Origin of the sequence: Methylotenera sp. N17, assembly GCF_000799155.1 — a bacterium.
In the GTDB taxonomy this organism is placed as follows: Bacteria; Pseudomonadota; Gammaproteobacteria; order Burkholderiales; family Methylophilaceae; genus Methylophilus.
Genome location: NZ_JUGE01000001.1, coordinates 1,113,934 through 1,138,277 on the forward strand (window position 1 = coordinate 1,113,934; position 24,344 = coordinate 1,138,277).

At 45.4% G+C, this 24,344-nt stretch carries 19 protein-coding genes and 3 tRNA genes; 8 read left to right on the plus strand and 14 right to left on the minus strand.

Going from position 1 to position 24,344, the window contains the following annotated elements:
• Nucleotides 1-100: 100 nt before the first annotated feature.
• The 4 genes from FG11_RS05345 (at nucleotide 101) to FG11_RS05360 (ending at nucleotide 4,345) form a co-directional block, all read left to right on the plus strand.
• On the plus strand, nucleotides 101-1,621 hold the full coding sequence (locus FG11_RS05345; protein ID WP_235276399.1) for a peptide-binding protein: 1,521 nt from the start codon (nucleotides 101-103) through the stop codon (nucleotides 1,619-1,621).
• A gap of 2 nt (nucleotides 1,622-1,623) precedes the next feature.
• Nucleotides 1,624-2,646 (plus strand): ABC transporter permease, encoded by a 1,023-nt coding sequence (locus FG11_RS05350; protein WP_025224311.1) that lies wholly within the window; start codon nucleotides 1,624-1,626, stop codon nucleotides 2,644-2,646.
• A gap of 1 nt (nucleotide 2,647) precedes the next feature.
• Nucleotides 2,648-3,487, plus strand: a complete 840-nt coding sequence (locus FG11_RS05355; RefSeq protein WP_020182016.1) for an ABC transporter permease — start codon at nucleotides 2,648-2,650, stop codon at nucleotides 3,485-3,487.
• Between the two features lie 72 nt (nucleotides 3,488-3,559).
• Nucleotides 3,560-4,345: an enoyl-ACP reductase FabI gene (locus tag FG11_RS05360; protein ID WP_020182017.1), complete on the plus strand. Its 786-nt coding sequence runs from the start codon at nucleotides 3,560-3,562 to the stop codon at nucleotides 4,343-4,345.
• A 96-nt stretch (nucleotides 4,346-4,441) separates the two neighbouring features.
• Here the strand turns inward: FG11_RS05360 and FG11_RS05365 are convergent, their stop codons facing one another.
• The 10 genes from FG11_RS05365 to FG11_RS05410 form a co-directional block, all read right to left on the minus strand.
• Nucleotides 4,442-6,325 (minus strand): SurA N-terminal domain-containing protein, encoded by a 1,884-nt coding sequence (locus FG11_RS05365; RefSeq protein ID WP_025224313.1) that lies wholly within the window; start codon nucleotides 6,323-6,325, stop codon nucleotides 4,442-4,444.
• 218 nt (nucleotides 6,326-6,543) lie between these two features.
• Nucleotides 6,544-6,620, minus strand: a tRNA-Asp gene (locus FG11_RS05370).
• Between the two features lie 91 nt (nucleotides 6,621-6,711).
• Nucleotides 6,712-6,787, minus strand: a tRNA-Val gene (locus FG11_RS05375).
• Nucleotides 6,788-6,860: 73 nt separating this feature from the next.
• Nucleotides 6,861-7,139: an HU family DNA-binding protein gene (locus FG11_RS05380; RefSeq protein WP_255349038.1), complete on the minus strand. Its 279-nt coding sequence runs from the start codon at nucleotides 7,137-7,139 to the stop codon at nucleotides 6,861-6,863.
• A gap of 114 nt (nucleotides 7,140-7,253) precedes the next feature.
• Nucleotides 7,254-9,692 (minus strand): endopeptidase La, encoded by a 2,439-nt coding sequence (lon, locus tag FG11_RS05385; RefSeq protein ID WP_020182020.1) that lies wholly within the window; start codon nucleotides 9,690-9,692, stop codon nucleotides 7,254-7,256.
• A gap of 157 nt (nucleotides 9,693-9,849) precedes the next feature.
• Nucleotides 9,850-11,133, minus strand: a complete 1,284-nt coding sequence (gene clpX / locus FG11_RS05390) for an ATP-dependent Clp protease ATP-binding subunit ClpX (protein ID WP_020182021.1) — start codon at nucleotides 11,131-11,133, stop codon at nucleotides 9,850-9,852.
• Nucleotides 11,134-11,174: 41 nt separating this feature from the next.
• Nucleotides 11,175-11,804: an ATP-dependent Clp endopeptidase proteolytic subunit ClpP gene (clpP, locus tag FG11_RS05395; RefSeq protein WP_026361712.1), complete on the minus strand. Its 630-nt coding sequence runs from the start codon at nucleotides 11,802-11,804 to the stop codon at nucleotides 11,175-11,177.
• A gap of 23 nt (nucleotides 11,805-11,827) precedes the next feature.
• Entirely contained in the window at nucleotides 11,828-13,132 is a 1,305-nt protein-coding gene (gene tig / locus FG11_RS05400) for a trigger factor (protein ID WP_047533689.1), read from the minus strand.
• A gap of 240 nt (nucleotides 13,133-13,372) precedes the next feature.
• The gene (locus FG11_RS05405) at nucleotides 13,373-13,747 is read right to left on the minus strand and encodes a RidA family protein (protein ID WP_020182024.1); all 375 of its coding nucleotides are present in this window, start codon (nucleotides 13,745-13,747) and stop codon (nucleotides 13,373-13,375) included.
• Nucleotides 13,748-13,866: 119 nt separating this feature from the next.
• Nucleotides 13,867-13,951: transfer RNA gene (locus FG11_RS05410), tRNA-Leu, on the minus strand.
• A gap of 180 nt (nucleotides 13,952-14,131) precedes the next feature.
• Here FG11_RS05410 and FG11_RS05415 point away from each other — a divergent pair.
• The 4 genes from FG11_RS05415 to FG11_RS05430 all read left to right on the plus strand — a co-directional run bounded on the left by FG11_RS05415 (nucleotide 14,132) and on the right by FG11_RS05430 (nucleotide 20,125).
• Nucleotides 14,132-14,380 (plus strand): hypothetical protein, encoded by a 249-nt coding sequence (locus FG11_RS05415; RefSeq protein ID WP_020182025.1) that lies wholly within the window; start codon nucleotides 14,132-14,134, stop codon nucleotides 14,378-14,380.
• A gap of 33 nt (nucleotides 14,381-14,413) precedes the next feature.
• Nucleotides 14,414-15,826, plus strand: a complete 1,413-nt coding sequence (locus FG11_RS05420; RefSeq protein WP_052184951.1) for a TolC family protein — start codon at nucleotides 14,414-14,416, stop codon at nucleotides 15,824-15,826.
• Complete coding sequence (locus tag FG11_RS05425; protein ID WP_235276343.1) at nucleotides 15,816-16,883, plus strand: efflux RND transporter periplasmic adaptor subunit; 1,068 nt, start codon at nucleotides 15,816-15,818, stop codon at nucleotides 16,881-16,883. The genes FG11_RS05420 and FG11_RS05425 overlap by 11 nt, the downstream gene beginning before the upstream one ends.
• A gap of 110 nt (nucleotides 16,884-16,993) precedes the next feature.
• Nucleotides 16,994-20,125: an efflux RND transporter permease subunit gene (locus FG11_RS05430; protein WP_047533691.1), complete on the plus strand. Its 3,132-nt coding sequence runs from the start codon at nucleotides 16,994-16,996 to the stop codon at nucleotides 20,123-20,125.
• 20 nt (nucleotides 20,126-20,145) lie between these two features.
• On the opposite strand, the gene FG11_RS05435 is transcribed toward FG11_RS05430, so the two are convergent.
• The 4 genes from FG11_RS05435 to FG11_RS05450 all read right to left on the minus strand — a co-directional run bounded on the left by FG11_RS05435 (nucleotide 20,146) and on the right by FG11_RS05450 (nucleotide 24,344).
• On the minus strand, nucleotides 20,146-20,763 hold the full coding sequence (locus FG11_RS05435; protein ID WP_025224343.1) for an amino acid kinase family protein: 618 nt from the start codon (nucleotides 20,761-20,763) through the stop codon (nucleotides 20,146-20,148).
• Nucleotides 20,764-20,865: 102 nt separating this feature from the next.
• Nucleotides 20,866-22,320: an aminodeoxychorismate synthase component I gene (gene pabB, locus FG11_RS05440; RefSeq protein ID WP_047533692.1), complete on the minus strand. Its 1,455-nt coding sequence runs from the start codon at nucleotides 22,318-22,320 to the stop codon at nucleotides 20,866-20,868.
• A 1-nt stretch (nucleotide 22,321) separates the two neighbouring features.
• Entirely contained in the window at nucleotides 22,322-23,344 is a 1,023-nt protein-coding gene (locus FG11_RS05445) for a hydantoinase/oxoprolinase family protein (RefSeq protein WP_029647482.1), read from the minus strand.
• Entirely contained in the window at nucleotides 23,337-24,344 is a 1,008-nt protein-coding gene (locus FG11_RS05450) for an ATP-grasp domain-containing protein (protein WP_025224345.1), read from the minus strand. Before FG11_RS05450 ends, FG11_RS05445 begins: the two co-directional genes overlap by 8 nt.

Sequence of the window (24,344 nt, forward strand, 5' to 3'; positions counted from 1 at the left end):
CTTATTGCTTAGCTTATGCCTGAGTGCTTGTAATCAACCCCCACCTACCAAAGCAACCAAAGACTATGCAGCGCGCTACCCTAGCGTAGCAGGCGGCACCATGATTGGCGCGATGACCGCTGAACCGAGCGGCCTGATTTACATGGTTGCCGGAGAATCAGCCTCGGCCGCGATTGCCTCTAACATTTTTAATGCACTACTAAAATACAATGCCACACTAGATTTAGAAGGCGATTTGGCAGAGAGTTGGACGATTTCCGATGATCAAAAAACCATTACATTTAAATTAAAGCCCAATCTAACTTGGGCCGATGGACATCCACTCACCAGTGCTGATGTGCTATTTACCTGGAAATTGGTCATCGATGAAAAGACGCGCAGCCCTTATGCTTCCGATTACCAGTTGGTCAAAAAAGCAGAAACGCCAGACGCATTCACATTTAAAGTCAGCTACGATCAAGCGTATGCCCCAGCCTTGGATAGCTGGTCAGGCTTGCAGATTTTGCCAGCGCATTTATTAAAGGGCCAGGACATCCATACCACAGCATTTGCGCGCAAACCCGTGGGGAGCAACTACTATCAGTTAGATGTCTGGAAAAACGGTGAAAATATTCAATTGTCGCGTAACACCAAAAGTGTGTTGGGCCCAGCACAAATTGACAAGCTCATTACACGCATCATTCCAGATAACTCGGCACAATTTCTTGAGCTCATGGCAGATAATATCGACACCATGGGCTTAGACCCAATCAAATACTCACGCATCATTCCTTCTCGCCCTGAGCTACAAAAAAACCTCAATCTATACAAAGAGTTAGGCAATAGTTACACCTACATGGGGTTTAACCTCAAGCATAAACCGTTTGACGATATCCGTGTCAGAAAAGCCATCAATTATGCGATTGATAAGCAGGAAATTATTGATGGCGTCTATTTAGGGCTAGGCATTAACATTGCCTCTCCCTATAAGCCAGGTACGCGCTGGAGCAATGCTGCACTTAGCCCCTACCCTTACGACGCACAAAAAGCCAAAGCGCTACTCAAAGAAGCTGGCTTTATCGACACCAATAGCGATGGTATTTTGGAGCGCGACGGCAAACCTTTTGCATTCGAAATCATTACCAACCAAAATAAAGAGCGTGAAAAATCAGCCGTGCTGATTCAACGCAGGCTCAAAGATATTGGTATAGACGTTAAGATTCGTGCCATTGAATGGGCAAGTTTTATTAGTCGCTTTATTAAAACCGGTGATTTTGACGTTGTGGTGTTGGGCTGGGGCTTAGGTTTGGATCCGGATCAATATAGCATCTGGCACTCCAGCCAACAGGCACCGGGCCAGTTTAACTTTATTGGTTACAATAACCCAACCATCGACAAACTCTTAGAGCAAGGCAGAACCGAATTAGATCCGGATAAGCGCATGAATATCTATCACGAGTTTGCCAAGGTATTACTGGAAGACTGCCCGATTGTGTATTTATCAGCTGGATATGGGCTGACAGCAATGCATAAACGCATTCAAGGCATTGTAGATCCGATTCCCCCTGCTGGAGTGGGTTATGATTCACACAAGTGGTATATCCCTGAACCATTACGTAGAAATGAAATTAGCGCACAATAACTATGCTGACCTATCTGATTAAACGGGTGTTATGGATGATCCCCATGCTAATCGGCATTAGCCTGATTTCATTCTTTATTATGCATTTAGCTCCTGGCGATATCACCAATAACGAGGCAGCATTTAACCCCAAAGCATCGGAGGAATCCCGCCAAAAACTGCGTGAACTCTACAATTTGGATAAACCGGTCATTGTCCAATATGGCTTATGGTTAAAGCGCATGATACAGCTCGACTTTGGCAATTCTTTCGCTGGACATCAAAAACCTGTGTTTTGGCAAACTACAGATAAAGATGGCAACGTGACAAAGGGCATGATTCAAGAGGCGCTCCCCATCACGCTCATGATTAACATTCTCGGGCTCATCATTACTCTGCTACTCGCTATTCCGCTTGGCGTCATTGCCGCCAAACATTACCAAGGCTGGAAAGATCGATCGATCACCCTGTTTAATTTTATTGGCTTTTCCATTCCAGGCTTTTGGTTATCTTTATTGTTGATGTATTGGTTAGGCGTCATGAACAATTGGTTACCCATCTCCGGCTTACATAGTCTGAATTACGATACATTCGACACATGGGGGAAAATAAAAGACAGCATTAGCCATCTCATCATGCCAGTCATCATTCCATCTGTTACAGGGCTAGCAGGCATTACCCTTTTTGTCAAAAATGGCATGCTAGATGTACTTAGCCAAGACTTTATTACCACCGCACGTGCCAAAGGCCTGAATGAACATCAGGTTGTATACACCCATGCGCTTAGAAACGCGCTTTTGCCCCTCATTACCATTGTTGGCTTGTCTATCCCTGGTTTAATTGGCGGCTCAGTCATCGCTGAAACTATTTTTGCTATCCCAGGCATGGGAAAGCTGTTTTACGACGCCGTACTCATGCGCGATTTTCCCGTAGTCATGGGTGTACTAACCATTGGTTCGGCGCTGACGCTACTTGGTAATTTGATTGCAGATGTTTCGTATGCATGGGCAGACCCGCGCGTACGACGTGGTGTGGTGAAAGGCTAATATGCGTATAGACGTCATCAAAAAAGCGCTTTCCAACCCATTAGCATTGGCCGGATTTATCATCATCCTCACCATATTTTTACTGGCTATGCTCGCTCCAGTTATTTCACCTTACGACCCGGACGAGATCAATGTGAAAGCCATTCTGCTAGGGCCTTCATGGATTCACTGGATGGGCACCGACGGCCTTGGTCGTGACGTACTGAGCCGGATGTTACATGGCGGCCGTATTTCATTGCTAGTGGGGCTAGTAGCAGTAGGCATCTCTACGGCCATTGGCATACTTCTCGGCGCACTCGCAGGCTATTACCGAGGCTGGGTAGATACACTTATCATGCGTCTGGTCGATATCATGCTGTCTATCCCGAGTTTCTTCTTAATCTTGGCGGTCATCGCTTTCCTCACCCCCTCAATTATCAATATCATGATTGTGATTGGCTTGACTTCATGGATGGGTGTCACACGTTTGGTACGCGCAGAATTTTTGAGTTTGGCCGAGCGAGAATTTGTACAAGCCTCACGCACGCTGGGTGCAAAAGACATGCGATTAATCTTCACACATCTATTACCAAATAGTCTGACGCCAATCATCGTGAGCGCAGTGTTGGGTGTTGCTAGTGCCGTGCTGATGGAATCTGGCCTAAGCTTTCTCGGCTTGGGCGTACAAGCACCACAGTCTTCTTGGGGCAATATCTTGACGGATGGCAAAGAGTATATTCAATTCGCATGGTGGCTATCACTCTACCCTGGCATGGCGATTTTAATTACAGTGTTAGGGTATAATCTGCTTGGTGAAGGGTTGCGCGATGCGCTTGACCCAAGAAGTGGTTCAAATCGATAACCCTATTATCTTTTCTGATAGGCCAGATCGTGACAACCAATATCACTGGACAATCAATAATTAGGATAGATTATGGGCTTTCTCGCAGGTAAAAAAATTCTTATTGCTGGGTTACTCAGCAACCGTTCCATTGCGTATGGTATTGCTTCTGCCATGAAGCGTGAAGGCGCTGAACTAGCATTTACCTATCAAATGGAAAAACATCAACAGCGCGTGGCAGATCTAGCTGCCGACTTTGGTTCAACCATTGTGCTACCTTGCGATGTAGCAGATGACGCGCAAATTGATGCACTATTTCCAGCACTCGCCAAACACTGGGATGGTTTGGACAGCCTAGTACATTCTTTGGCTTTTGTACCAAAGGTTGCTTTGGATGGTGACTACTTAGATGCAGTCAATCGTGAATACTTCAGAATCGCGCATGACATTAGCTCTTACAGCTTCTCTGCTCTGGCAAAAGCAGCTTACCCGATGATGCAAGGCCGTGGTGGCAGCTTACTCACACTAAGCTACTTGGGTGCAGAGCGTACAATGCCAAACTACAACGTCATGGGCGTAGCTAAAGCTAGCCTAGAGGCCAATGTGCGCTATCTAGCCCAAAGCTTGGGACCTAGAGGTATTCGTGTCAATGCAGTGTCTGCCGGCCCAATTAAAACATTGGCAGCTTCTGGCATTGCAGACTTTGATAAAATGATTGGCTTTAACGAGCGCCACGCAGCGCTGCGTCGCAACGTTACGATTGAGGAAGTTGGTAATGCAGCGGCATTCTTATGTAGTGACTTAGCTTCTGGCATCACAGGCGAGATTACTTACGTTGATGGCGGTATGAACATCACCGCAGCAGGGCAAATTGACTAAGCCATCGTGATGTAATGGACTCTGTCATCATAAAAAAGCTGATGGTAACATCAGCTTTTTTTACATCAAAATAATACGTTGATTAATATGTGTTAATTACTCAGCCTTGCTAAACAGCACGCTCGTATTGACCTTAATGTTTTCTTTCGCTCTCAGAGATGCAGCATAAGCACTGACATACTCTGCTGCTACAGCCGCCTCGTATTCGGAAGCTGCAGTCTGCTTAGAGTCTGCATCATCCCCTAGCTGATTGCTGACGCCAATGACTTTCACAATCACATAGGTTTTGTTCTCATCCAAAAAGCCAGCATATGCAGGTAGCTTATCAGTATTGATTCTAAACACTTGATTCATCACACCATTGGATAGCCCTTGCGCATTCTTACGATCAACAATGACTGACGAAATCCAATCCAATGGTTCTTTTGTATCACCAGACTTCAGTTTAGCGAGTATAGACGCGCCCTTATCCGAGGCAAGCTTCACTGCTTGCTCAAGCTTCAATACCGCTTCAATACCACTTTTTACCTCATCAAAGCTGCGTGGCGCTTCTGGCTTATACTCAACAACACGTACAGAAACTAGATTGTTTGGAGACACCTCTACCGCTTCAGAGTTACGCTTTTCTTTTAACACTTCATCAGAAAAGGCCATATTCATTAATTTGTCGCTCTTGAAGTACTTAGCACCATCAGCGCGGCTCATCAGCTGAGTAGTTTGCAACTGTAAGTTATATTTCTTAGCAACTGGGGCCAGACTCGCAGACTGCTCGTACACCATATTGCTGAAGTCTTCAGACAACTCAGCGTATTTAGCCTGTGCTTTTTGAAAAATAAGTTCCGCTTTTATCTGTGGTTTCATCTGGTCAAACGAGGACGACTGACCGGTAACCCCATTTAACTTGATAATATGGTAACCAAACTCAGACTCAACCAAATCACTAACTTGATTGACCTTCATGGCAAAGACTGCGTCTTCAAATGGTTTCACCATCGCACCGCGCCCAAAACTACCCAAATCACCACCCTTGGTTGCAGTGCCAGTGTCTTGAGAGTTTGTGATGGCAAGCTCTTCGAAACGTTTAGGGTTTTTCTTCACTTGTGCTAATACATCAAGTGCTTTTGTTTTTGCTGCTGCTTTATCTTGCCCAAAATTAATCAGAATATGGCTCGCTTGGCGTTGCTCATCTCCTTGAAATTTAGCGGCATTCGCATCGTAAAACTCTTTGACTTCCTGATCGCTGACACTTACCTGATTCATTAAGCCAGCAGCTGACAATAAGGCAAACTCAAGCTTTACCTGCTCTGGCACTTTGAACTTATCTTTGTGTTGCTCGTAATACTGCTTTACTTGCTCAGGAGTTACCGTCACTTGCTTGATATAGTCCACAGCTTTTACATCGACCGTGCTCACCTCTCTCTGCTGAAAAGCAAACTGCAGTGCTTTCTCTGCAATCGCTTTTGGTGCAAATGCCAGTTTTGCTATCCCATCGCGCGCTTGTTGCGTCACCATATCACTGCGAATACCACTTTCAAACTTGGCCGCAGTTAACTTATTTTGTTGTAATGTTTTTTGGTACAGATCTTCTGAGAACTTACCATTTTCCTGAAACTCAGGCATGCTCAAAATGTGCTGGTTCAGTTGCTCATCGCTAATTTTAAAATGTTCGCGCTGTACTTCCTTATTGACTAGGCGGCGTGTAATTAAGCCATCCAGCACCGATTGCTTTAACGCAGGACTATCTAGCAGCGCTGCATCGACCTTCTGCCCCTCTGATTGCAAGCGGTTACGCACACTCTCAATAGAGTTGCTAAACTCCTGTACTGAAATCTTCTCGCCCGCTACTGTAGCAACCGCTACATTCCCGCCAGCCTGATTCAGATACGAGTCAATACCAAATAGGGCAAATGGTACTGTAATGATGGCTAGGATTGCTTTTGCCAACCATCCTTGGGTATGCTTTCTGATTGCGTCTAACATAAAAACAACATCTTTCAGTGACTTTAAAAGGTAGATAAATACTGCAATAAATTGGACATTAATTTTTGCCTAACAACCTAGCAATATATCACAAGCCTAGTGTGATTTCAGCTGATTGATGACTGAATACCCCAACAATTAAACAATGATTGTTAAATATGTGATGGATAGGAGCAAATAAAAAAAGCGAACCGTAAACGATTCGCTTTTTTAAGTGTTGGCGGAGTGGACGGGACTCGAACCCGCGACCCCCGGCGTGACAGGCCGGTATTCTAACCAACTGAACTACCACTCCAGTTGTGCTTTATATCGATACCCCTAAAAATAAAGAGTGCTAAACAACTAGCACTCTCAATATATTTTTAGGCGATATGTCTGTTAGTTTTTGGTGGGTGCTAACGGGGTCGAACCGCTGACATTCGCCTTGTAAGGGCGACGCTCTACCAACTGAGCTAAGCACCCTGCATAACTTTACAAACTAAACTCTATAAAACTTTGCAGTACTGTCTGATTAATTGCTTAATCAGTAAAAACGCTAGTTTACAGCATCTTTAAGCGCTTTACCAGCTCTAAATTTAGGAGAGTTTGCTGCGCTGATATTAATAGTTGCACCAGTACGGGGATTGCGACCAGAACGTGCTGCACGTTTCCCAACATAAAAAGAGCCAAAACCAATTAAAGTGACAGTATCACTCTTTTTTAGTGCTTTAGTAATTGCTTCTGTTGTTGCATCGAGTGAACGGCCGGCGGCAGCTTTAGAAATTCCTGCTGCTTTAGCAATTTGATCAATCAATTCTGATTTATTCACGTGTATCCCCTCAAAGGTTATTTTAAAAAATGTTACAGGCCTTCCTGTATTAGCTTTATATCAAGTGATAAAAGCCCATGTCAAGAACTTAACGATTAATTTGGGCGATTTTTGCCTAATTTAATGCGTAGTCAGCTGATTTGCGTCTTCTGAGCCTTCTTTTGATACGTTTGCTAGCTCCGCCGCGTTACCCTGTAAAGGTTTCGGCGCAGTTTCCAAAGCCAAGTCTAAGACCTGATCAATCCACTTTACTGGATGGATGGCAAGACTACTTTTGATATTATCTGGGATCTCAGCCAGATCTTTCTCATTGGCCTCTGGAATTAATACCGTTTTGATGCCACCACGGTGTGCAGCCAGCAGCTTTTCCTTCAATCCGCCAATGGGTAACACTTCCCCACGTAAAGTAATCTCCCCTGTCATCGCCACATCTGAGCGTGCAGGGATGCCCGTCAGCACAGAAACCAGTGCTGTAGTAATGGCAATGCCTGCGCTTGGGCCATCTTTAGGCGTAGCACCTTCTGGCAAGTGAATATGAATGTCTTTTTTCTCATAAAAGTCTTCATGAATCCCCAATCCGCTTGCACGACTTCTCACCACGCTCATCGCCGCCTGTACAGACTCTTGCATCACATCACCCAACTTACCAGTTGTAATGGTTTTGCCCTTGCCTGGCAGCACAACCGTTTCAATGGTAAGCAGCTCACCACCTACAGAGGTCCATGCCAAACCAGTCACCTGCCCTACTTGATTCTCTTTAGCAGCCACACCAAAATCATAGCGTCTCACGCCTAAGTATTGATCCAAGTTTTTGGGTGTTACATTGACTTTTTTAGGTGCAGCCTTGCTCTTATCTTGTTTTAGCAACAGCTCTTTCACCACTTTACGGCAAATTTTCGCAGCTTCTTGCTCCAAGCGTCGTACACCCGCTTCTCTGGTGTAGTAGCGCACAATGTCGCGAATCACAGATTCAGGCACATTAATTTCAGTCGCCTTTAGTCCATGCGCCTTTAACTGTTTAGGGAACAGATAACGTTGTGCAATATTTACTTTTTCATCTTCGGTATAACCAGCAAGACGAATAATTTCCATACGGTCTAACAATGGTGCAGGAATATTCATGCTATTGGCAGTCGCCACAAACATCACATCCGATAAATCATATTCGACTTCCACATAGTGGTCAGCAAATGTGTGGTTTTGTTCTGGGTCTAATACTTCAAGCAAGGCAGATGAAGGATCGCCGCGCATGTCTTGCCCCATTTTATCCACTTCATCTAATAGAAACAGCGGATTCTTCACACCAACCTTAGTCATGCTTTGCAACACTTTGCCCGGCATAGAGCCAATATAAGTGCGGCGATGACCACGAATTTCAGCCTCATCACGCACGCCACCCAGTGCCATGCGCACAAATTTACGGTTAACTGCTTTGGCAATACTTTGACCCAGCGATGTTTTACCAACCCCTGGTGGGCCAACTAAGCATAAGATAGGTGCTTTCAGCTTACCAACGCGTTGCTGTACCGCGAGATACTCTACAATACGTTCTTTCACCTTTTCTAGGCCGTAATGATCTGCATCTAACACTGCTTCAGCCGCTTTTAGATTTTTACTGATTTTGGTTTTTTTCTTCCAAGGAAGGTTCACCAATGTATCAATGTAATTACGCACCACTGAAGCTTCCGCTGACATTGGTGACATCATTTTGAGTTTTTTCAACTCAGCACTGACCTTGGCCAATGCTTCTTTAGGCATGGCAGAGTCTTTAATGCGCTGCTCGAGCTCCTCCATATCGGCATTTTCGTCGTGCTCGCCGAGTTCTTTTTGGATAGCTTTGACTTGCTCATTTAGGTAGTACTCACGCTGGCTTTTCTCCATCTGGCGTTTGACACGTCCACGGATACGTTTTTCCACCTGAAGGATATCAATTTCAGATTCCATCAAGTAGAGCAGATGCTCCAAACGCTCGATCACACTCAGCATTTCTAATGTTTTTTGCTTTTCTTCAAGCTTTAAGGTCAAGTGTGCTGAGATAGTATCGGCCAAACGACCAGGATCATTGATGGTTGCCAATGACGTAAGTATTTCCGGCGGAATTTTTTTGTTCAACTTCACATATTGATCAAATTGCGTGAAGACTGTGCGCATTAGAGCCTCAGCCTCGCTATCTTTGTCATCGGTCTGCTCTACTTTTTCCGCAAGTGCCATAAAGCACTCTTCTGTCTCCACAAAGCCAGATACGCGTACGCGGTGCAAACCTTCTACCAATACTTTAACGGTACCATCAGGTAGTTTAAGCATTTGCAAGACAGTAGCCATCGTGCCGATTTCATATAAATCATCGGCATCGGGATCATCTTTATTGGCAGATTTTTGTGCGACCAGAAGAATTTGTTTATTGGTGTCTGAGGCGATTTCTAGCGCCTTGACAGATTTTGCTCGGCCTACAAATAGTGGAATCACCAAATGTGGATAGACCACAACATCACGCAACGGCAATAATGGGATGAGCGCGCTCTGGTCTTCGGAAGATACTTGCAAAGTTTGTTCAGTCATAAATTCTTTCAATTGAAAACAAAGGGAGCGATATCACCAACTCACCCTTGTGTTTAAATGGGGAACATTCTTTGGTAGTTCAAGTGGTACAACTTAAATATATACCAGTTGCGTAGTATATCAATAGCTAATTCAAGTAATTTAACAAAATCTCGAACTAGCCTGCGTTTTCTACACGTTTTTCGGCTTCAGAATAAATCAGGATAGGTGCAGACTCTTCGTTAATTACACCTTCATCAATCACCACTTTGCTTAGATTTTCGATAGAAGGCAACTCGTACATAATATCAAGCAAAGCATGCTCTAAAATAGAACGCAAACCACGGGCACCCGTTTTACGCTCTAACGCCTTTTTGGCAATGACATGCAAGGCGGACTCTCTGAACTCCAGTTCGACACCTTCCATTTTGAACAGTTTCATATACTGTTTAGTTAATGCATTTTTCGGCTCAACCAAGATAGTCATTAACGCTTTTTCATCAAGTGATTCCAGTGTAGCCACTACTGGCAAACGACCGATAAACTCAGGAATTAGGCCGAACTTGATCAAGTCTTCAGGCTCCACTTCGCGTAGCACCTCACCGACTTGACGGATATCATCTTTGCTCTTCACTTCTGCGCCAAAACCAATGCCGCCTTTTTCTGAGCGATGACGGATCACTTTTTCTAGACCATCGAACGCGCCACCGCAAATAAACAAGATATTAGTGGTGTCCAACTGCACAAACTCTTGATTAGGGTGCTTGCGTCCACCTTGTGGAGGTACTGAGGCAACAGTTCCCTCAATCAGTTTCAGCAAGGCTTGCTGTACGCCCTCGCCAGAAACATCGCGGGTAATAGACGGGTTATCTGACTTGCGTGAGATCTTATCGACTTCATCAATATACACAATGCCGCGCTGTGCTTTTTCAACGTCATAATCACACTTCTGCAATAGTTTTTGCATGATGTTTTCTACGTCTTCACCCACATAACCAGCCTCAGTCAAAGTGGTTGCATCAGCCATCACAAACGGCACATCGAGTAAACGTGCAAGCGTTTGCGCAAGCAGTGTTTTGCCGGAGCCTGTAGGTCCTATCAACAGAATGTTACTTTTCTGAATTTCCACGTCATCTTTAGCTGTGTTTTCAGAAATGTGGTTATGGCCTAATCGTTTGTAATGGTTATATACCGCAACAGACAGGTTTTTCTTGGCTTGAATCTGACCAATCACATATTGATCCAATATCGCGCAGATTTCTTGCGGCGTTGGTAATGATTTGTCGGTGGCTTTAATATCATTGAGATTTTGAATTTCTTCACGAATGATGTCATTACATAAATCCACACACTCGTCGCAAATAAACACAGAAGGCCCAGCGATGAGCTTTTTCACCTCATGCTGACTTTTGCCACAAAATGAGCAATAGAGTAATTTTTCGCCTTCAGCTTTTGTTGCCATGCTTAATTCCTAAATTCAACTACTTTAAAAAATATATCGTTCTAAGCCGCGTCTGTGCGGGCAGAAATCATTTTATCTACCAATCCGTACTTCACAGAGTCTTCTGCGCTCATAAAGTTATCACGGTCGGTGTCATTGGCAATGGTATCTACTGGCTGACCCGTATGATGCGCCATGATCTTATTGAGCTTGTCTTTTAAATACAAAATTTCTTTGGCATGAATCTCAATGTCAGATGCCTGACCTTGGAAACCGCCTAAAGGCTGATGAATCATGACGCGTGAGTTGGGTAAGCAAAAGCGCTTACCTTTCGCACCTGCCGTTAATAATAGCGCACCCATGCTAGCCGCTTGGCCGATACATAAGGTGCTGACATCAGGCTTAATAAACTGCATGGTGTCATAAATAGCCATACCAGCCGTCACGGAACCACCAGGTGAGTTAATATAAAGCGAAATGTCTTTATCTGGATTTTCAGCCTCCAAGAATAGCAACTGGGCAACAATCAGGTTGGCCGTCATGTCATTCACTGGGCCTACTAAAAAAATCACACGCTCTTTTAACAGTCTTGAGTAAATATCGTATGAGCGTTCACCGCGTCCACTTTGCTCAATGACCATCGGGATATAACCCAACCCTTGTGGTTCAAAGATCTCTCTTGTGTTAGTCATAAAACTGCTCATACCTTTCACCATTATGCGCCTGCCATTAATTCGTCAAATTTGATTTTTTTATTGGTTACTTTTGCTTGATTCAATACCCAGTTCACCACGTTCTCTTCTGTAGCTAGCGCCGCTGGCTCATCCAAGCGTTTCACATCGGCGTAATACCAGCTGACCAACTCTGCTGGCTTTTCAAAGCTTTGTGCAAAAGTATCCACCATTGCGCGAATTTGATCCGGTGTCGCTTGCAAGTTATTGGTATTCACCACTTCAGCCAAAATTAATCTTAATGCAGCATTACGCTTTGCTTGCTCTTCAAACATTGCTGGCTCAAGCTGAATCGCTTTTGGATCCATGCCGCGTTGCTGTAGATTTTGCGCAGTGACTTGCATTAAACGGTTAATTTCAGAACCTACAATCGCTTTTGGCGCTTCAAACTCTGCCTCAGCAATCAGCGCTTGGAATACAGCCTCTTTTACGCGTGCTTTTACACGTTTTTCCACTTCTTGCGTCAAGCTTGCTTTGATTTCAGTTTTCATTGTGTCGATATTACCGTCTTCCACACCTAAGCTTTTAGCAAACTCAGCATCTACAGGAGGCAATACTGGTTGCGACACTGTATTGAATGTCACTTCATAGCTGACTGTCTTGCCAGCCAACTGTGCCGGATTGTGATCTGCCGGATACGCGATCTCAAATGTTTTTGTTGCGCCTGCTTTACCACCTAGTAAAGCATCATCAAAGTCTGCCATACGACCAGGCTCACCTAGCACCAAATCAATACCATTATCGGCCGTTCTTTCCACTTCTTTACCGTCAATAGAGGCAATCAATGCAATGTTAATACGATCACCTTTTTTGGCGGTACGTTTCACAGGCTCAAAAGTCACGCGCTGTTTCACCAACACGTCTAATGTTTTTTCAACATCAGCATCCGCAACTTCCAATGCTGGCTGCTCAATTTTCACTTTAGATAAGTCTTTTAATTGAATTTCTGGCAGCACTTCAAAGGTTGCGGTGTATTCAAAATCTTGCGCAGCTTCAGCAAACGGCTTGTGCTCGATGTTAGGAAAACCTGCAACACGCAATTTATTCTCTTCAACCGCATCACCAAAGCTGGTTTCTACTGCTTTGGAATACACTTCATCACGTACTTGATCTCCATAGTGTTGATTCACAAGGCCGATAGGTGCTTTTCCAGGACGAAAGCCCGCAAATTTTGCGGTGCGTGAAATTTGACTTAGACGCTGTCTAATTTGTCCTTCAAGCGGTGCCAAAGGTACTGAAATCGTCATACGACGTTCTAAATTACTAATTTTTTCAACAGATACTGCCATGTTGCATTTCCTGTAAAAGTTCGTTCAATTGAACGGTTGGTTATGGTGGCGCGATAATGACATCGCACATGTAGTTAAATCGACTTCAAATTGTTTTTGCTTGTAACGCCTAACCAATATGAGCAGGCAAGCGATAAGCGCAAAAAATAGCACTAAAATATATCACAAGTCGCCTCTGAAATAAACTCAAGCGTATAAAGTTATCTGTAGTTTGGCGTGTATCAATAGCAGATTCAAGCCTTAGGCAAGACTCACAATCGCCTCAATTTCCACCAGTACATCTCTTGGCAACTTAGCCACTTGTACTGTTGAACGTGCTGGCGTATGACTGCCAAAGGCTTCGCCATAGATAGCATTCATAGTTGCAAAGTCATCTAGATTTTTCAAAAACACCGTGGTCTTCACCACTTTGGATAAATCTGCACCGGCTTGTTGAATAATGGCTGATAAGTTGGCTAACACTTGTTGCGTTTGCAATGTGATATCACCTTCTACCAATGTGCCATCTGGGCGCAAGGCAATTTGACCTGAGGTATAGAGCACTTGCCCAACCACTACGCCTTGTGCGTATGGGCCGATGGCAGCTGGTGCATGTGGAGTTTGAATGATTTGCATAAATATCCTTATATGTCAGTACATCAACGATTCACAAAAGTTCATCGCATCACACTAGGTTGTTGCTGATGCGCTTGCTTTAAAAACAACAAAGGCCTCTCCTAAGAGAAGCCTTGTCATGGTGCGAAAGGAGAGACTCGAACTCTCACGCCTCGCGGCGCTGGAACCTAAATCCAGTGCGTCTACCAATTCCGCCACTTTCGCATGCGCTTGCTGTTACACATTCGCTAAAGACGCTATTGTATCTCAAGTTTGGTCTTTCGGAAAATAAAACCTGCGTAAATGCGGTTTCACCTTACTGAACATTGACAAACCAAGGCGTTAAAATGCACTATGTTGTTTCACTCAAATAAATAAATCTGTAAAGAATTAAGAAAAGTCACTATGTCCAATACCCAACAAATCGCAGAAAGCAATATGCTGCGAGCCGAATTAGAGCTTTTGATGAAAGAGCGCGAGACCCTTTTGATTATTGCTGGGGCTGCTGCTGGGTTGATTGCTGAGCTCAATACCGCAGATTTACCAATTCGCACAGTAGAAGCTGCCGATTTACTTGCGACCACCATCAACAAGTTACCTGAAGAGTCGCTTCAGGATGCCTTAAATGCGGTGCATGCCACCATTGATCATTAAGTACTAACGGCTTTGTCAGGCGAGTGCTTTCGCATGCAACCCACTTTCCGCAACACGTTCAGCATTTGCTCAATCACCTTAATTCTATTGGGTTGTGCGCATCAAACCTATTCCGCCAAACCATTAGATGCAGCACAATCCGCACGCAAATTATCACAAAAATCTTTAGATAATCCGGAGTTTAGAGCTTACCTAGTTAGAAACGGTGTGGCGGACACGGCTATTCCTTTTCAATCTTGGGATTTAAGTACACTGACGCACACCGCCCTGTTTTACCACACTAACTTAGTGGTAGTAAAAGAGAAATTGGCACTGGCGGAATACTCTATCCAAGCCGCAGGATTAAAACCAGCCTTAGGTATCAACGGCACCATCGCCCGCAGCGATCGTGCCAATGGTGACATCAACCCGATGTCATATGGCTTACAGGTAGACATTCCATTTGAAACAACTGCCAAGCGTGCCGTAAAAGTGGAAGAGGCTCAGCATTTGGCAGAAGTTGCAAGGATGGATGCTGCAGAAATCGCATGGCAACTGAGGCACCAACTGCAAATTGACCTCATTGATTATCAAGCACATCAGCATCAACTTACTTTACTGCAGCAAGAAATTGCACTTTACCGCCAACTGGTCGATATGCTACAGAAGCGTGTCGCCACAGGCTTAGGCTCCAATACAGAACTTGCACAATATCAACTCTTATTGCAAAAAAGCCAGATTCAATTACGCAATGAATCAGCTAAAACTGATGGGTATAAGATTAAACTTGCAGCAGATACAGGCTTGAGCTACGCACAGTTTAATGTCATCCCTATTGCCCCTTTGACAGAGGCTATTACAGCACAAGCACAATCTGAAATAACGGCACAAGCATTACAAACTGATGCTCTGATTAACCGCATTGATATTAGACGAGGGCTTGCGCGCTACGCGGTAGCTGAGTCCAAATTAAAATTAGAAATCGCCAAACAAGTACCTGATATCACTTTAACACCGGGCTATATTTTTGAATTTGGTGACCGTATTTGGTCACTTGGCTTGGGTACACTACTCAACTTACTTCAGCAACAGCCAACGCTTATTCATGAAGCCGAGCTGCTCCGAACCATCGAAGGCGCGCAGTTTGAGGCCTTGCAAGCCTCAGTTATTGCACAAGTGGAACAAGTGCATGCACAGTATCAACTCGCCATCACTACATTCGAGCACGCAAAAGAATCGCATGCAGCACAGCGCCTGTATATTGCAAGTATACAAAAGCAGTTTGACGCTGGCTTGATTGACCGTGTAGCCCTCACACAAGCGCAATTAGTGCTAAGCGTTGCCAACCAAGACCTGAATAATGCGACGTTTGATGTGCTGAAAAAACGCGCGCTGCTGGAAAATGTAGTGCAACGGCCACTCCCTTACGATAATGCAACTTTACGCACGGTAAAGCATGATGAATAAAAAAATTACACTAATAATTGGGTTACAAGCGCTGATTATTGTCACGCTATTTTGGGTCTTGGTCTTTTATAGTAAAGACGAGTATGAGGCCTACCAAAGCGAACAAGAAGAGGAAATCGAAAGCCCAAACCGGGTCACAGAAAAAGAAGGTATTAGTACGGTAGCGCTCTCGCCAGAAACGCAAGCCAACAGCGGGATCACCTATAGCAAGGTACAAAAAATCGCCTATCAAGGTGTGGTCAAGACTTACGGCAGCGTCATCTCTATCGATAAACTGGTTGAAGCGAAGTCACAATACATTGCCTTGTCTACAGAGCTGCAAATTACAAAAAGCAGCAGCCAGCAACTAACATCACAGTTTCAGCGCTTAAAAACGCTCAATGAAGATGACAAAAATATCTCAGACAGCGCCGTGCAAGAAGCACAGTCGCAACTCCATGCCAACCAAGCAAAAATTCAAGCCTTGGTACAACAGCAGCAAAATCTGAAATCAACGGTTCAACTGCAGTGGGGTGAACCGTTGACGCAACTAGTGGTTGGTGGACAAGGTTCGCCACAAGTCAATCAATTACTTACCCGTCAAAATGTGTTGGTACAGGTCAGCCTGCCCATTACTGCCAACACACCTGCGGCTGGCGATAGCATTCAAATCATCTCACTAAACGAGCGCGCTGCCAGTGTAAAGGCGCTATATATCTCGCCAGCAAGTACCGCAGACATTAGCGGTATAGGCAAAACCTATTACTATAGTGCGCCAGCAGAATCGCTACGCGTGGGCATGCGGGTACACGTAGTACAAGCCAACCGTACGCAACTGCAAAACGAAGGTGTTGTCATCCCTAGCAGTGCAGTGGTTTGGCATGCTGGCAAACCTTGGGTTTATGTGAAACAAAAAAACAATCAATTTATCAGGCAACCTATTTCGACAGACACAGAAATTGAAGAAGGTTGGTTTAACCAAAACATTGCTGCGGGCAGCCAGGTAGTGACCAGTGGAGCACAGCTACTACTCTCGGAAGAGTTTAAATATCTGATTAAAAATGAAAACGAGGATTGATATGTCTATATCAACCCAAATTTCCGTGCAGATGCTTATTGCAAAGCAGTGTGATGCCGTCATGATAATAAGGATACAAGGCTAATGCATTTGCTTGAAAGCACCCCATTATGATGTCCGCCATTGTTCGTTTTTCTATCCGCTTTTATGGTGTGATAGTTGGGCTGGCCATCCTGATTGTATTGTATGGCTTATACAGTCTCACTCGTAGCAATCTAGATGTATTTCCGGAATTCTCCCCTACGCAAATCATCATTCAGACCGAATCCCCGGGACTGTCTGCAGAGTTAGTAGAGTCGCTAGTCACGCAACCGATTGAGAGCAGTATATCTGGTACGGTGGGCGTGATTAACCTGCGCTCACAGTCAATTCCGGGCTTATCGATTGTGACCGTAATTTTTGATGAAAAAACGGACATATACCGTAATCGGCAAGTGGTGGCAGAACGCCTAAGTACAATTGCTAATCAACTACCCAGAGGCATTGTACCCAACATTACCCCACTCACCTCTTCTGCCAGCACGGTGTTGGGCTTTGGTGTCACCTCTAAAACGCTCAATTTAATGCAGTTGCGTACACTGGTCGATTGGACGATTACGCCTCATATGATGGCGATTCCAGGCGTGGCTGACGTGAATGTATTTGGTGGCCAAGTCAGGCAGTTTCAAATACAGATTGACCCAGACAAACTGGTGCGTTATCAACTCAACCTCAATGATGTTGTGCTTGCTGCACAAAAGGCGACTGGAGTGAGCGGTGCCGGTTATATCCAGAATAACAATCAACGCATTATCATCAATACGCAAGGTCAAGCGACCGATGCTAAAACACTGGCAAAAGCAACGCTAGTCCACCAAAACGGCGTGACCATTCAGCTAGGTGACATCGGTCGTGTGGTGGAAGGACCAGCACCATCGATCAGTGCTGCGGCTATTAACGAAGAAATTGGCATTTATCTATCCGTGCAAGGCCAGTTAGGTGCAAATACGCATGCCGTGACACTAGCGATTGAGTCTGCATTGCAGGAGTTAAAGCCCCACCTGCAAGCACAGCATGTGACCTTACATGAAGGCCTATTTAGACCCGCCAATTTTATTGAAACCGCTATTGACGGTGTACGTACCGATATTCTGATTGGTTCAATACTGGTCATTTCCATTTTATTTTTATTCTTATTTAATGCCCGTACCGCATTTATTTCTGCAACAGCTATCCCACTGTCATTGCTCACAGCCATTGTTATCATGAGCTATTACAACGTGGGCTTGAATATTATGGTATTAGGGGGCTTGGCCATTGCGCTGGGCGAGGTGGTCGATGACGCAATCATCGATACCGAGAATATTTTTAGGCGGCTGCGTGAAAACCGCGCATTGGCACAACCGCGGCCTATCCATCAGGTAGTGTTCCAAGCCTCTATGGAAGTCCGTAGTTCCGTATTATATGCCACCATCATTGTGGCACTTGTGTTCATGCCTCTACTTACCCTCTCTGGTGTCGCAGGCAAATTATTCGCCCCACTGGGGTTTGCTTATATTGCGGCCATTTTGGCGTCACTGGTTGTCGCCCTCACGCTCACGCCGGCGCTCTGTTACATGATGTTGGGGCATGCCAAATTAGAGACCGAAGACTCACCCATTATTAAATATATCAAACGCAACTATATCCAACTGCTGTATGTCATCGAGAAAAACTACAAAGCCATTATCACTATCAGCTTCATCACCATTGCCATGGGGTTAGGTGTACTTCCACTGTTTAAAAATCAATTTATTCCAGCACTGCATGAAGGCCACTTCATCATGCATATGACTGCAGTTCCGGGCACATCGGAAGAAGCATCGTTACGGCTTGGCCAAAAAGTGTCTAGCACAATCAGGAAAATCGATGGTGTTAAATCTGTGACCCAATGGGTTGGTCGCGCGCAAAACGGTGCAGACACATTTGGCACGCACTATAGTGAATTTGAAATTGAGATTGGTACCTTGGCAGGTGAAGAGCAAACGCGTATTTTGAACGATATCCGAGAGGCATTGGGCGGAGATCCAGAAGATGTAGATAACGATGGTATTGCTGAAGTAGGATTTGTCGGCGCCAACTTTGCTATTAACACTTTCCTTACCGAACGTATTGAAGAAACCATTTCCGGTTATGCGGCCAGTACAGTTATTAACATTTATGGTGATGATTTGGATGCGCTGGATCGTGATGCGCAAAAAATTGCGGGGGTACTCAATGCCACCAAAGGTGCAACTGATGTGTTGGTACAGTCTCCTCCTGGCACCCCACAAGTAGTGATACGACTCAGACCTGACCAACTTGCAGTCTGGGGATTGCATCCAACAGATGTATTGGACACGATACGTGCAGCGTATGAAGGCGTGCCTGTCTCACAAATATACCTAGGTAGCCGTGTTGTTGGCTTGAGTGTGTTGCTTGATTTAGAAGCACGGGACGATATTGGTGATATCAGCCGCATTCCGCTGTTTAATGCAGAGGGCAAATTACTACACCTCAACGATATCGCTTTCATTACGCAAGAGAATGGGCGCTCTAAAATATTACATGCGGGCGCAAAACGTATTCAAACCGTCACTGCCAATGTGGAAAACCGAGACCAAGACAGCTTTATACGTGAGCTGAAAAAACGAATTAAAACTGACATCAGTATCAGCCCCGGCAACTACCTTGAGTTCACCGGAGAAGCTGAGGCCAATGCACAATCCAGAGAAGATTTGATTGTCCATTCACTCTTGGCCGGCGTGGCAATTTTCCTGATGCTATACATTGCATTTGGTAAGTTACGCAATTTATTACTGACCTTTGCTAACCTACCTTTTGCCTTGATTGGCGGGGTATTGGCAGCACTATTTACCGGCGGCTGGATATCTCTTGGCTCTTTGGTTGGGTTTGTCACTTTGTTTGGTATTACCTTGCGCAACTCCATCATGATGGTGTCGCATTTTCAGCATTTGGTCGATGAAGAAAATTGTGTGTGGAATCTAGAAACCTGCATACGGGGCGCGTCAGAACGCTTGCCCTCGGTGCTGATGACAGCCTTAGTCACTGCACTAGGCTTACTGCCTTTGGCAGCAGGTAGCGGTCAGCCCGGTAGAGAAATCGAAGGGCCAATGGCGACGATTATTGTGGGAGGATTGATTACTTCCACCATGTTGAATTTACTGATTTTACCGACCATCATGCTGCATTTTGGTCGCTTTGAGAAATCGCAGCAAGACTAAGCTTCACTGTAATCAGCATCTTAATGCGTGAGCAAGTGCCCTACTTGCCGCAAGGATGACTCCTGAAAACCATTAGAGAATGCAGTGTAGTCACCTTTGTAAGCCACCCATGCCTTTACTTGGCTATCCGCATTAAAGTGTGAAAATGCGGGGTCTATCACACCTTGGTCAATCATCTCTTCTAGACTAGCCGTGTGAGATGGTGGCTCAGATTTAACCAGTATCAGATGCTCTGCGGATATTTTTTTGGCTAGCCATAGCGCCAAACTGTCAGAAGTCACATCCCAACTATGCGGAATATCATCACCATCCGTCATGACCATTTTACTAGGCATCCAGACAATGCCGCGGTGTTGCCAACTGCGTTCTGCAATTTCCAGTTCGCTATGTGCGGGAACCAGCATAGGTACTTGATCAATCAGCAGCGTTCCAAATTGGTTCATCGCACTGACCGCCAGTGCATGTGCACAGGCATCAGTCATGGGCGTTTGCTGGGATACACTTCTGACCACATCAGCAAACACGCCACCACCTGGCACGATAACCACTCGCCCATCGCCATACTGCGCCACCAACTTTAGCCAGTGCTGCAACTCATCCGACCCGAGAAGGCTGCCCCCTAATTTAATCACCCACACGGATTTCCCCTTAGAATACGCTGTTGTTTTGCCAGTTATTATCTAGCTTATACAAAATATTGCCGGGACCATTGGCCTAATTTACGGCCAATTACGCGTTAATTATTGTTTTAAATCTAAAGTATCACGCTTTTTGTCATACTCACGTATGGTTTTACTCAAAATATCCATGGTCGTCAGGAAATTAGAGGCTTTATCTAAGGTTTCTTTATACTCTTTTTCGTAAGTGGAATCAGCCACAACACCACCGCCAGCATAAAAATGAATCTGCCCTGCAATAACCACGGCGGTACGAATAGCAATATTGATGTCCATATCCCCATCAAACCCAATATAGCCTATCGCGCCACAATAAATGCCTCGCCTATGCGGCTCAAGCTCTTCTATGATTTCCATTGCACGCAATTTGGGCGCACCAGTAATTGATCCGCCAGGGAAGCAGCCACGCAGTAAATCCAAAGCTGTATAGCGATAATCCAATACGCCAGTGACGAAACTCACCAAGTGATGCACATTGGCAAAACTTTGCAGATTAAACAGCTTTTCAGCTTTGACACTACCGCGTTCACACACTTTGCCAATATCATTACGCAGCAAGTCAACAATCATGACATTTTCAGCGCGGTCTTTCAGGCTCGTCACTAACTCAATCGCACTTTGCAAATCTTTATCAGGGTCTTCAAATCGAGGGCGTGTACCTTTAATTGGGCGTGTTTCCACTTGCTGACCAATCAGTTGCAAAAAACGCTCCGGTGAGGCCGACAGCACTTGTAAGGACTGCTGGTTACCAAAGCTTAAATCCATATATGCCATAAACGGCGCTGGACTAATTGCTCTTAAAGTGCGGTAGCACTGCCAGCTATCGCCGTCAACTTCAGCAGAAAAGCGTTGTGCCAAATTAACTTGGTAGCAATCCCCTTCTTGAATATAGTGCTGCACTTGCTTAAACGCTTGCTCGTATGTTTCTGCGTTAAAGTTTGAGCGCACTGCAGACGTAACTTGAAAGGTAGCAGTTTCCTCGTGTGCGGCTTGCTCACACAGCGCGCACAATGTATGCCAAACATCATTGCTGGTATAAAACTGATGTGAGACGATATGCGTAGTCTTAGCACGGTGATCCACCACAATCGCCCAATCGTAAATACCCACCATCATTTCCGGCATTTGTGTGTCATTGGCGGCAATACTAGGCAATTGCTCAATGCGTCGCCCTAAATCATAAGAAAAATAACCTAGAGCACCACCGGTAAATGGGTAATCACTATGCGCACTGGGCGTGCGTTGTAGCGTTTGCTTAACCAAAGTAAACGGATCTTCTTCAGAAATGGTTTGTTTGCCCGCATGTTCAACCACCGTTTGCGACCCTGTGGTGACAAAGGTCATGGCTGGGTCTGCCACTAATATGTCATAGCGCCCAAACTGACTCGCCGGCAATTGGGTGTCTGCGTGCAACATTTGTGCGCTGTCTAAGAACATCGGCCAGCGCATATGCTTAATGCGTGCAAATAATTGTGCACTGTCGTGCTGATAAGGCAGTGCATGTTGAATTAACGCCATGCTATGCCGCCAATCTCGCTACTGCATAAGCAGGAAAGCAATTAACGGCTTGTTGATGCGTAGTTGCATCTTTAGCTTGCACCAACTGCGCGCCATGAATAAACGGACGTTGTAATTCGTCAGCAAGCTCACGACACAAAAGCGTACCGATGCCCACGCCGACTATGGGGACAATGGCATCGGTAAGATGTGCATTCAATGCTGTCATGATTAGGTTCTTTTGTGTTTGTTTAAACTGCTGTGCAAGTGTTTTCCAATCAGTTAAGGTAGCATCTTCCACATCGTGGCCAATCATGCGCGCTAGCCGTCTTGCCGTGCTCAGAGGGGACCGATCTTTGCCATCGGCTGTCTCTGCCAAGTCCACCTCTGCTGGCAACTGCTCCAATAAGCGGTACACATCTGCACTGGTTGCAAAGTACTCAGCGGCCACGTAGTAACTGCGGTGATTAAACATAATGGTTGGACCCAGCGCCATGAGTGGTGTTCTCACAATACCAGTATAAATTAAGCCATGGCGCGCCATCCTTTGTGCATCCGTATATCCCACATCCAGCAAGCCATGCTGCTGAATCGGAATAACGTCAGTGGTGGTACTGCCAATATCCACAAACAAACCATCCGCTACTGTCTGTGCAATAAACGCTGCACTGGCATGCCAATTCATGGAAGCTATAGCGCCCGTGTTAGATTCTACCTCAGTGTAGGATAACCAACCCGTTTCTCCCGCATAAAATCTAGCATCCGCGCCCAACTGCGCATGCACTACCCTAGCAATCTCGCACACACCAGTATGGCGATTGGGAAAGTAATCCACCAACTCCCCAGTCATGGTTACTGCAGACACCACATTGGACGGTAACAATGCTTGTATCTGTGCCATCGACTGCACCAGCTCTTGTGGCCCACGCCACAGTGGGCAAGCCAGTTGATATACCTGATGCGCCAGCCCCTGCGCATCAACCAATGCAGCCTTGATATGCGCCCCACCAATATCCCAGCCGATTGTATAGTTATCTTTACACATAAAACTCTATTTGCTCTCGTTTGATGTCTGGCATTGAAAACGTAGGTGCCAGCATGGCATCCATCACCATAGCCGCAGGGTTGCACCCTATGGCTTGGTGCAAGTGTACGTAACTTGTAGTTAAACGCGGGTTGACTTCAACAATCGTTACCCCTCTCGCCGTTTGCGTATCTAGCAATAGGTCCACCCCAAAATACCCGATCAAGCCAGGTACGGCAGCCTTAATGTCGTTTGCCAGCAATTTCAATTGTGGCCAATAAGCGCTAGCGCCATTGATCCTGCCGCCGGTATAGCTTAGCTTTCCATCCTGCAACAGCATCCATTGTAAATTACAACTCAACACCACCACCTCATCTTTTAACCCCAACACACAAATACTCGCAGGCTTACCCGAGATATAAGGCTGAATCACATGTGTTTGCTGGCGCTGCTTGTCTTGAGTAAACCAAGTTTCAAGTGCAGCCATTTGATTAAATACATAGGTAGATGCGCACCCTGCACCATCATTCGGCTTAACTACCCAAGCTGGGTTGGCATCTGGAATCCATTCCGAAAAAAAATAAGTAGGGATGACTGGCAAATTAGCACGCCCTAATACTTGCGCGGTAAGGTGTTTTTGACTCGTTACGCGAATCGCTTCCGGAACGGGGCCGATCCAGCGCACTTGCAGGCTATGCGCCATCTCCGCCAATTGATACAAAATACCATCTGTCTCTGGTGCAACAACCCACACAGCATCAGCCTCAGCCATGCATTCACGCCAAATTTCCCATACATCGCAGTGACCGTCCACAGCAATGCTGCGCACCTTTGCATGAACGGGTGAAACACGACTGTCGTAGGTGGTCACTAACTGCCAGCCCTCAAGTTGGTCAAGGTCTCTCAGCAATGCATCTCGCATCAACATACCCTCTTGGGCCAAACTCTCTGGCAATGCAGCCCCCACAAAGCCACCGCCAGTGATAAACTCACATACAAATAAAGTTTGTTGTGATTTCAT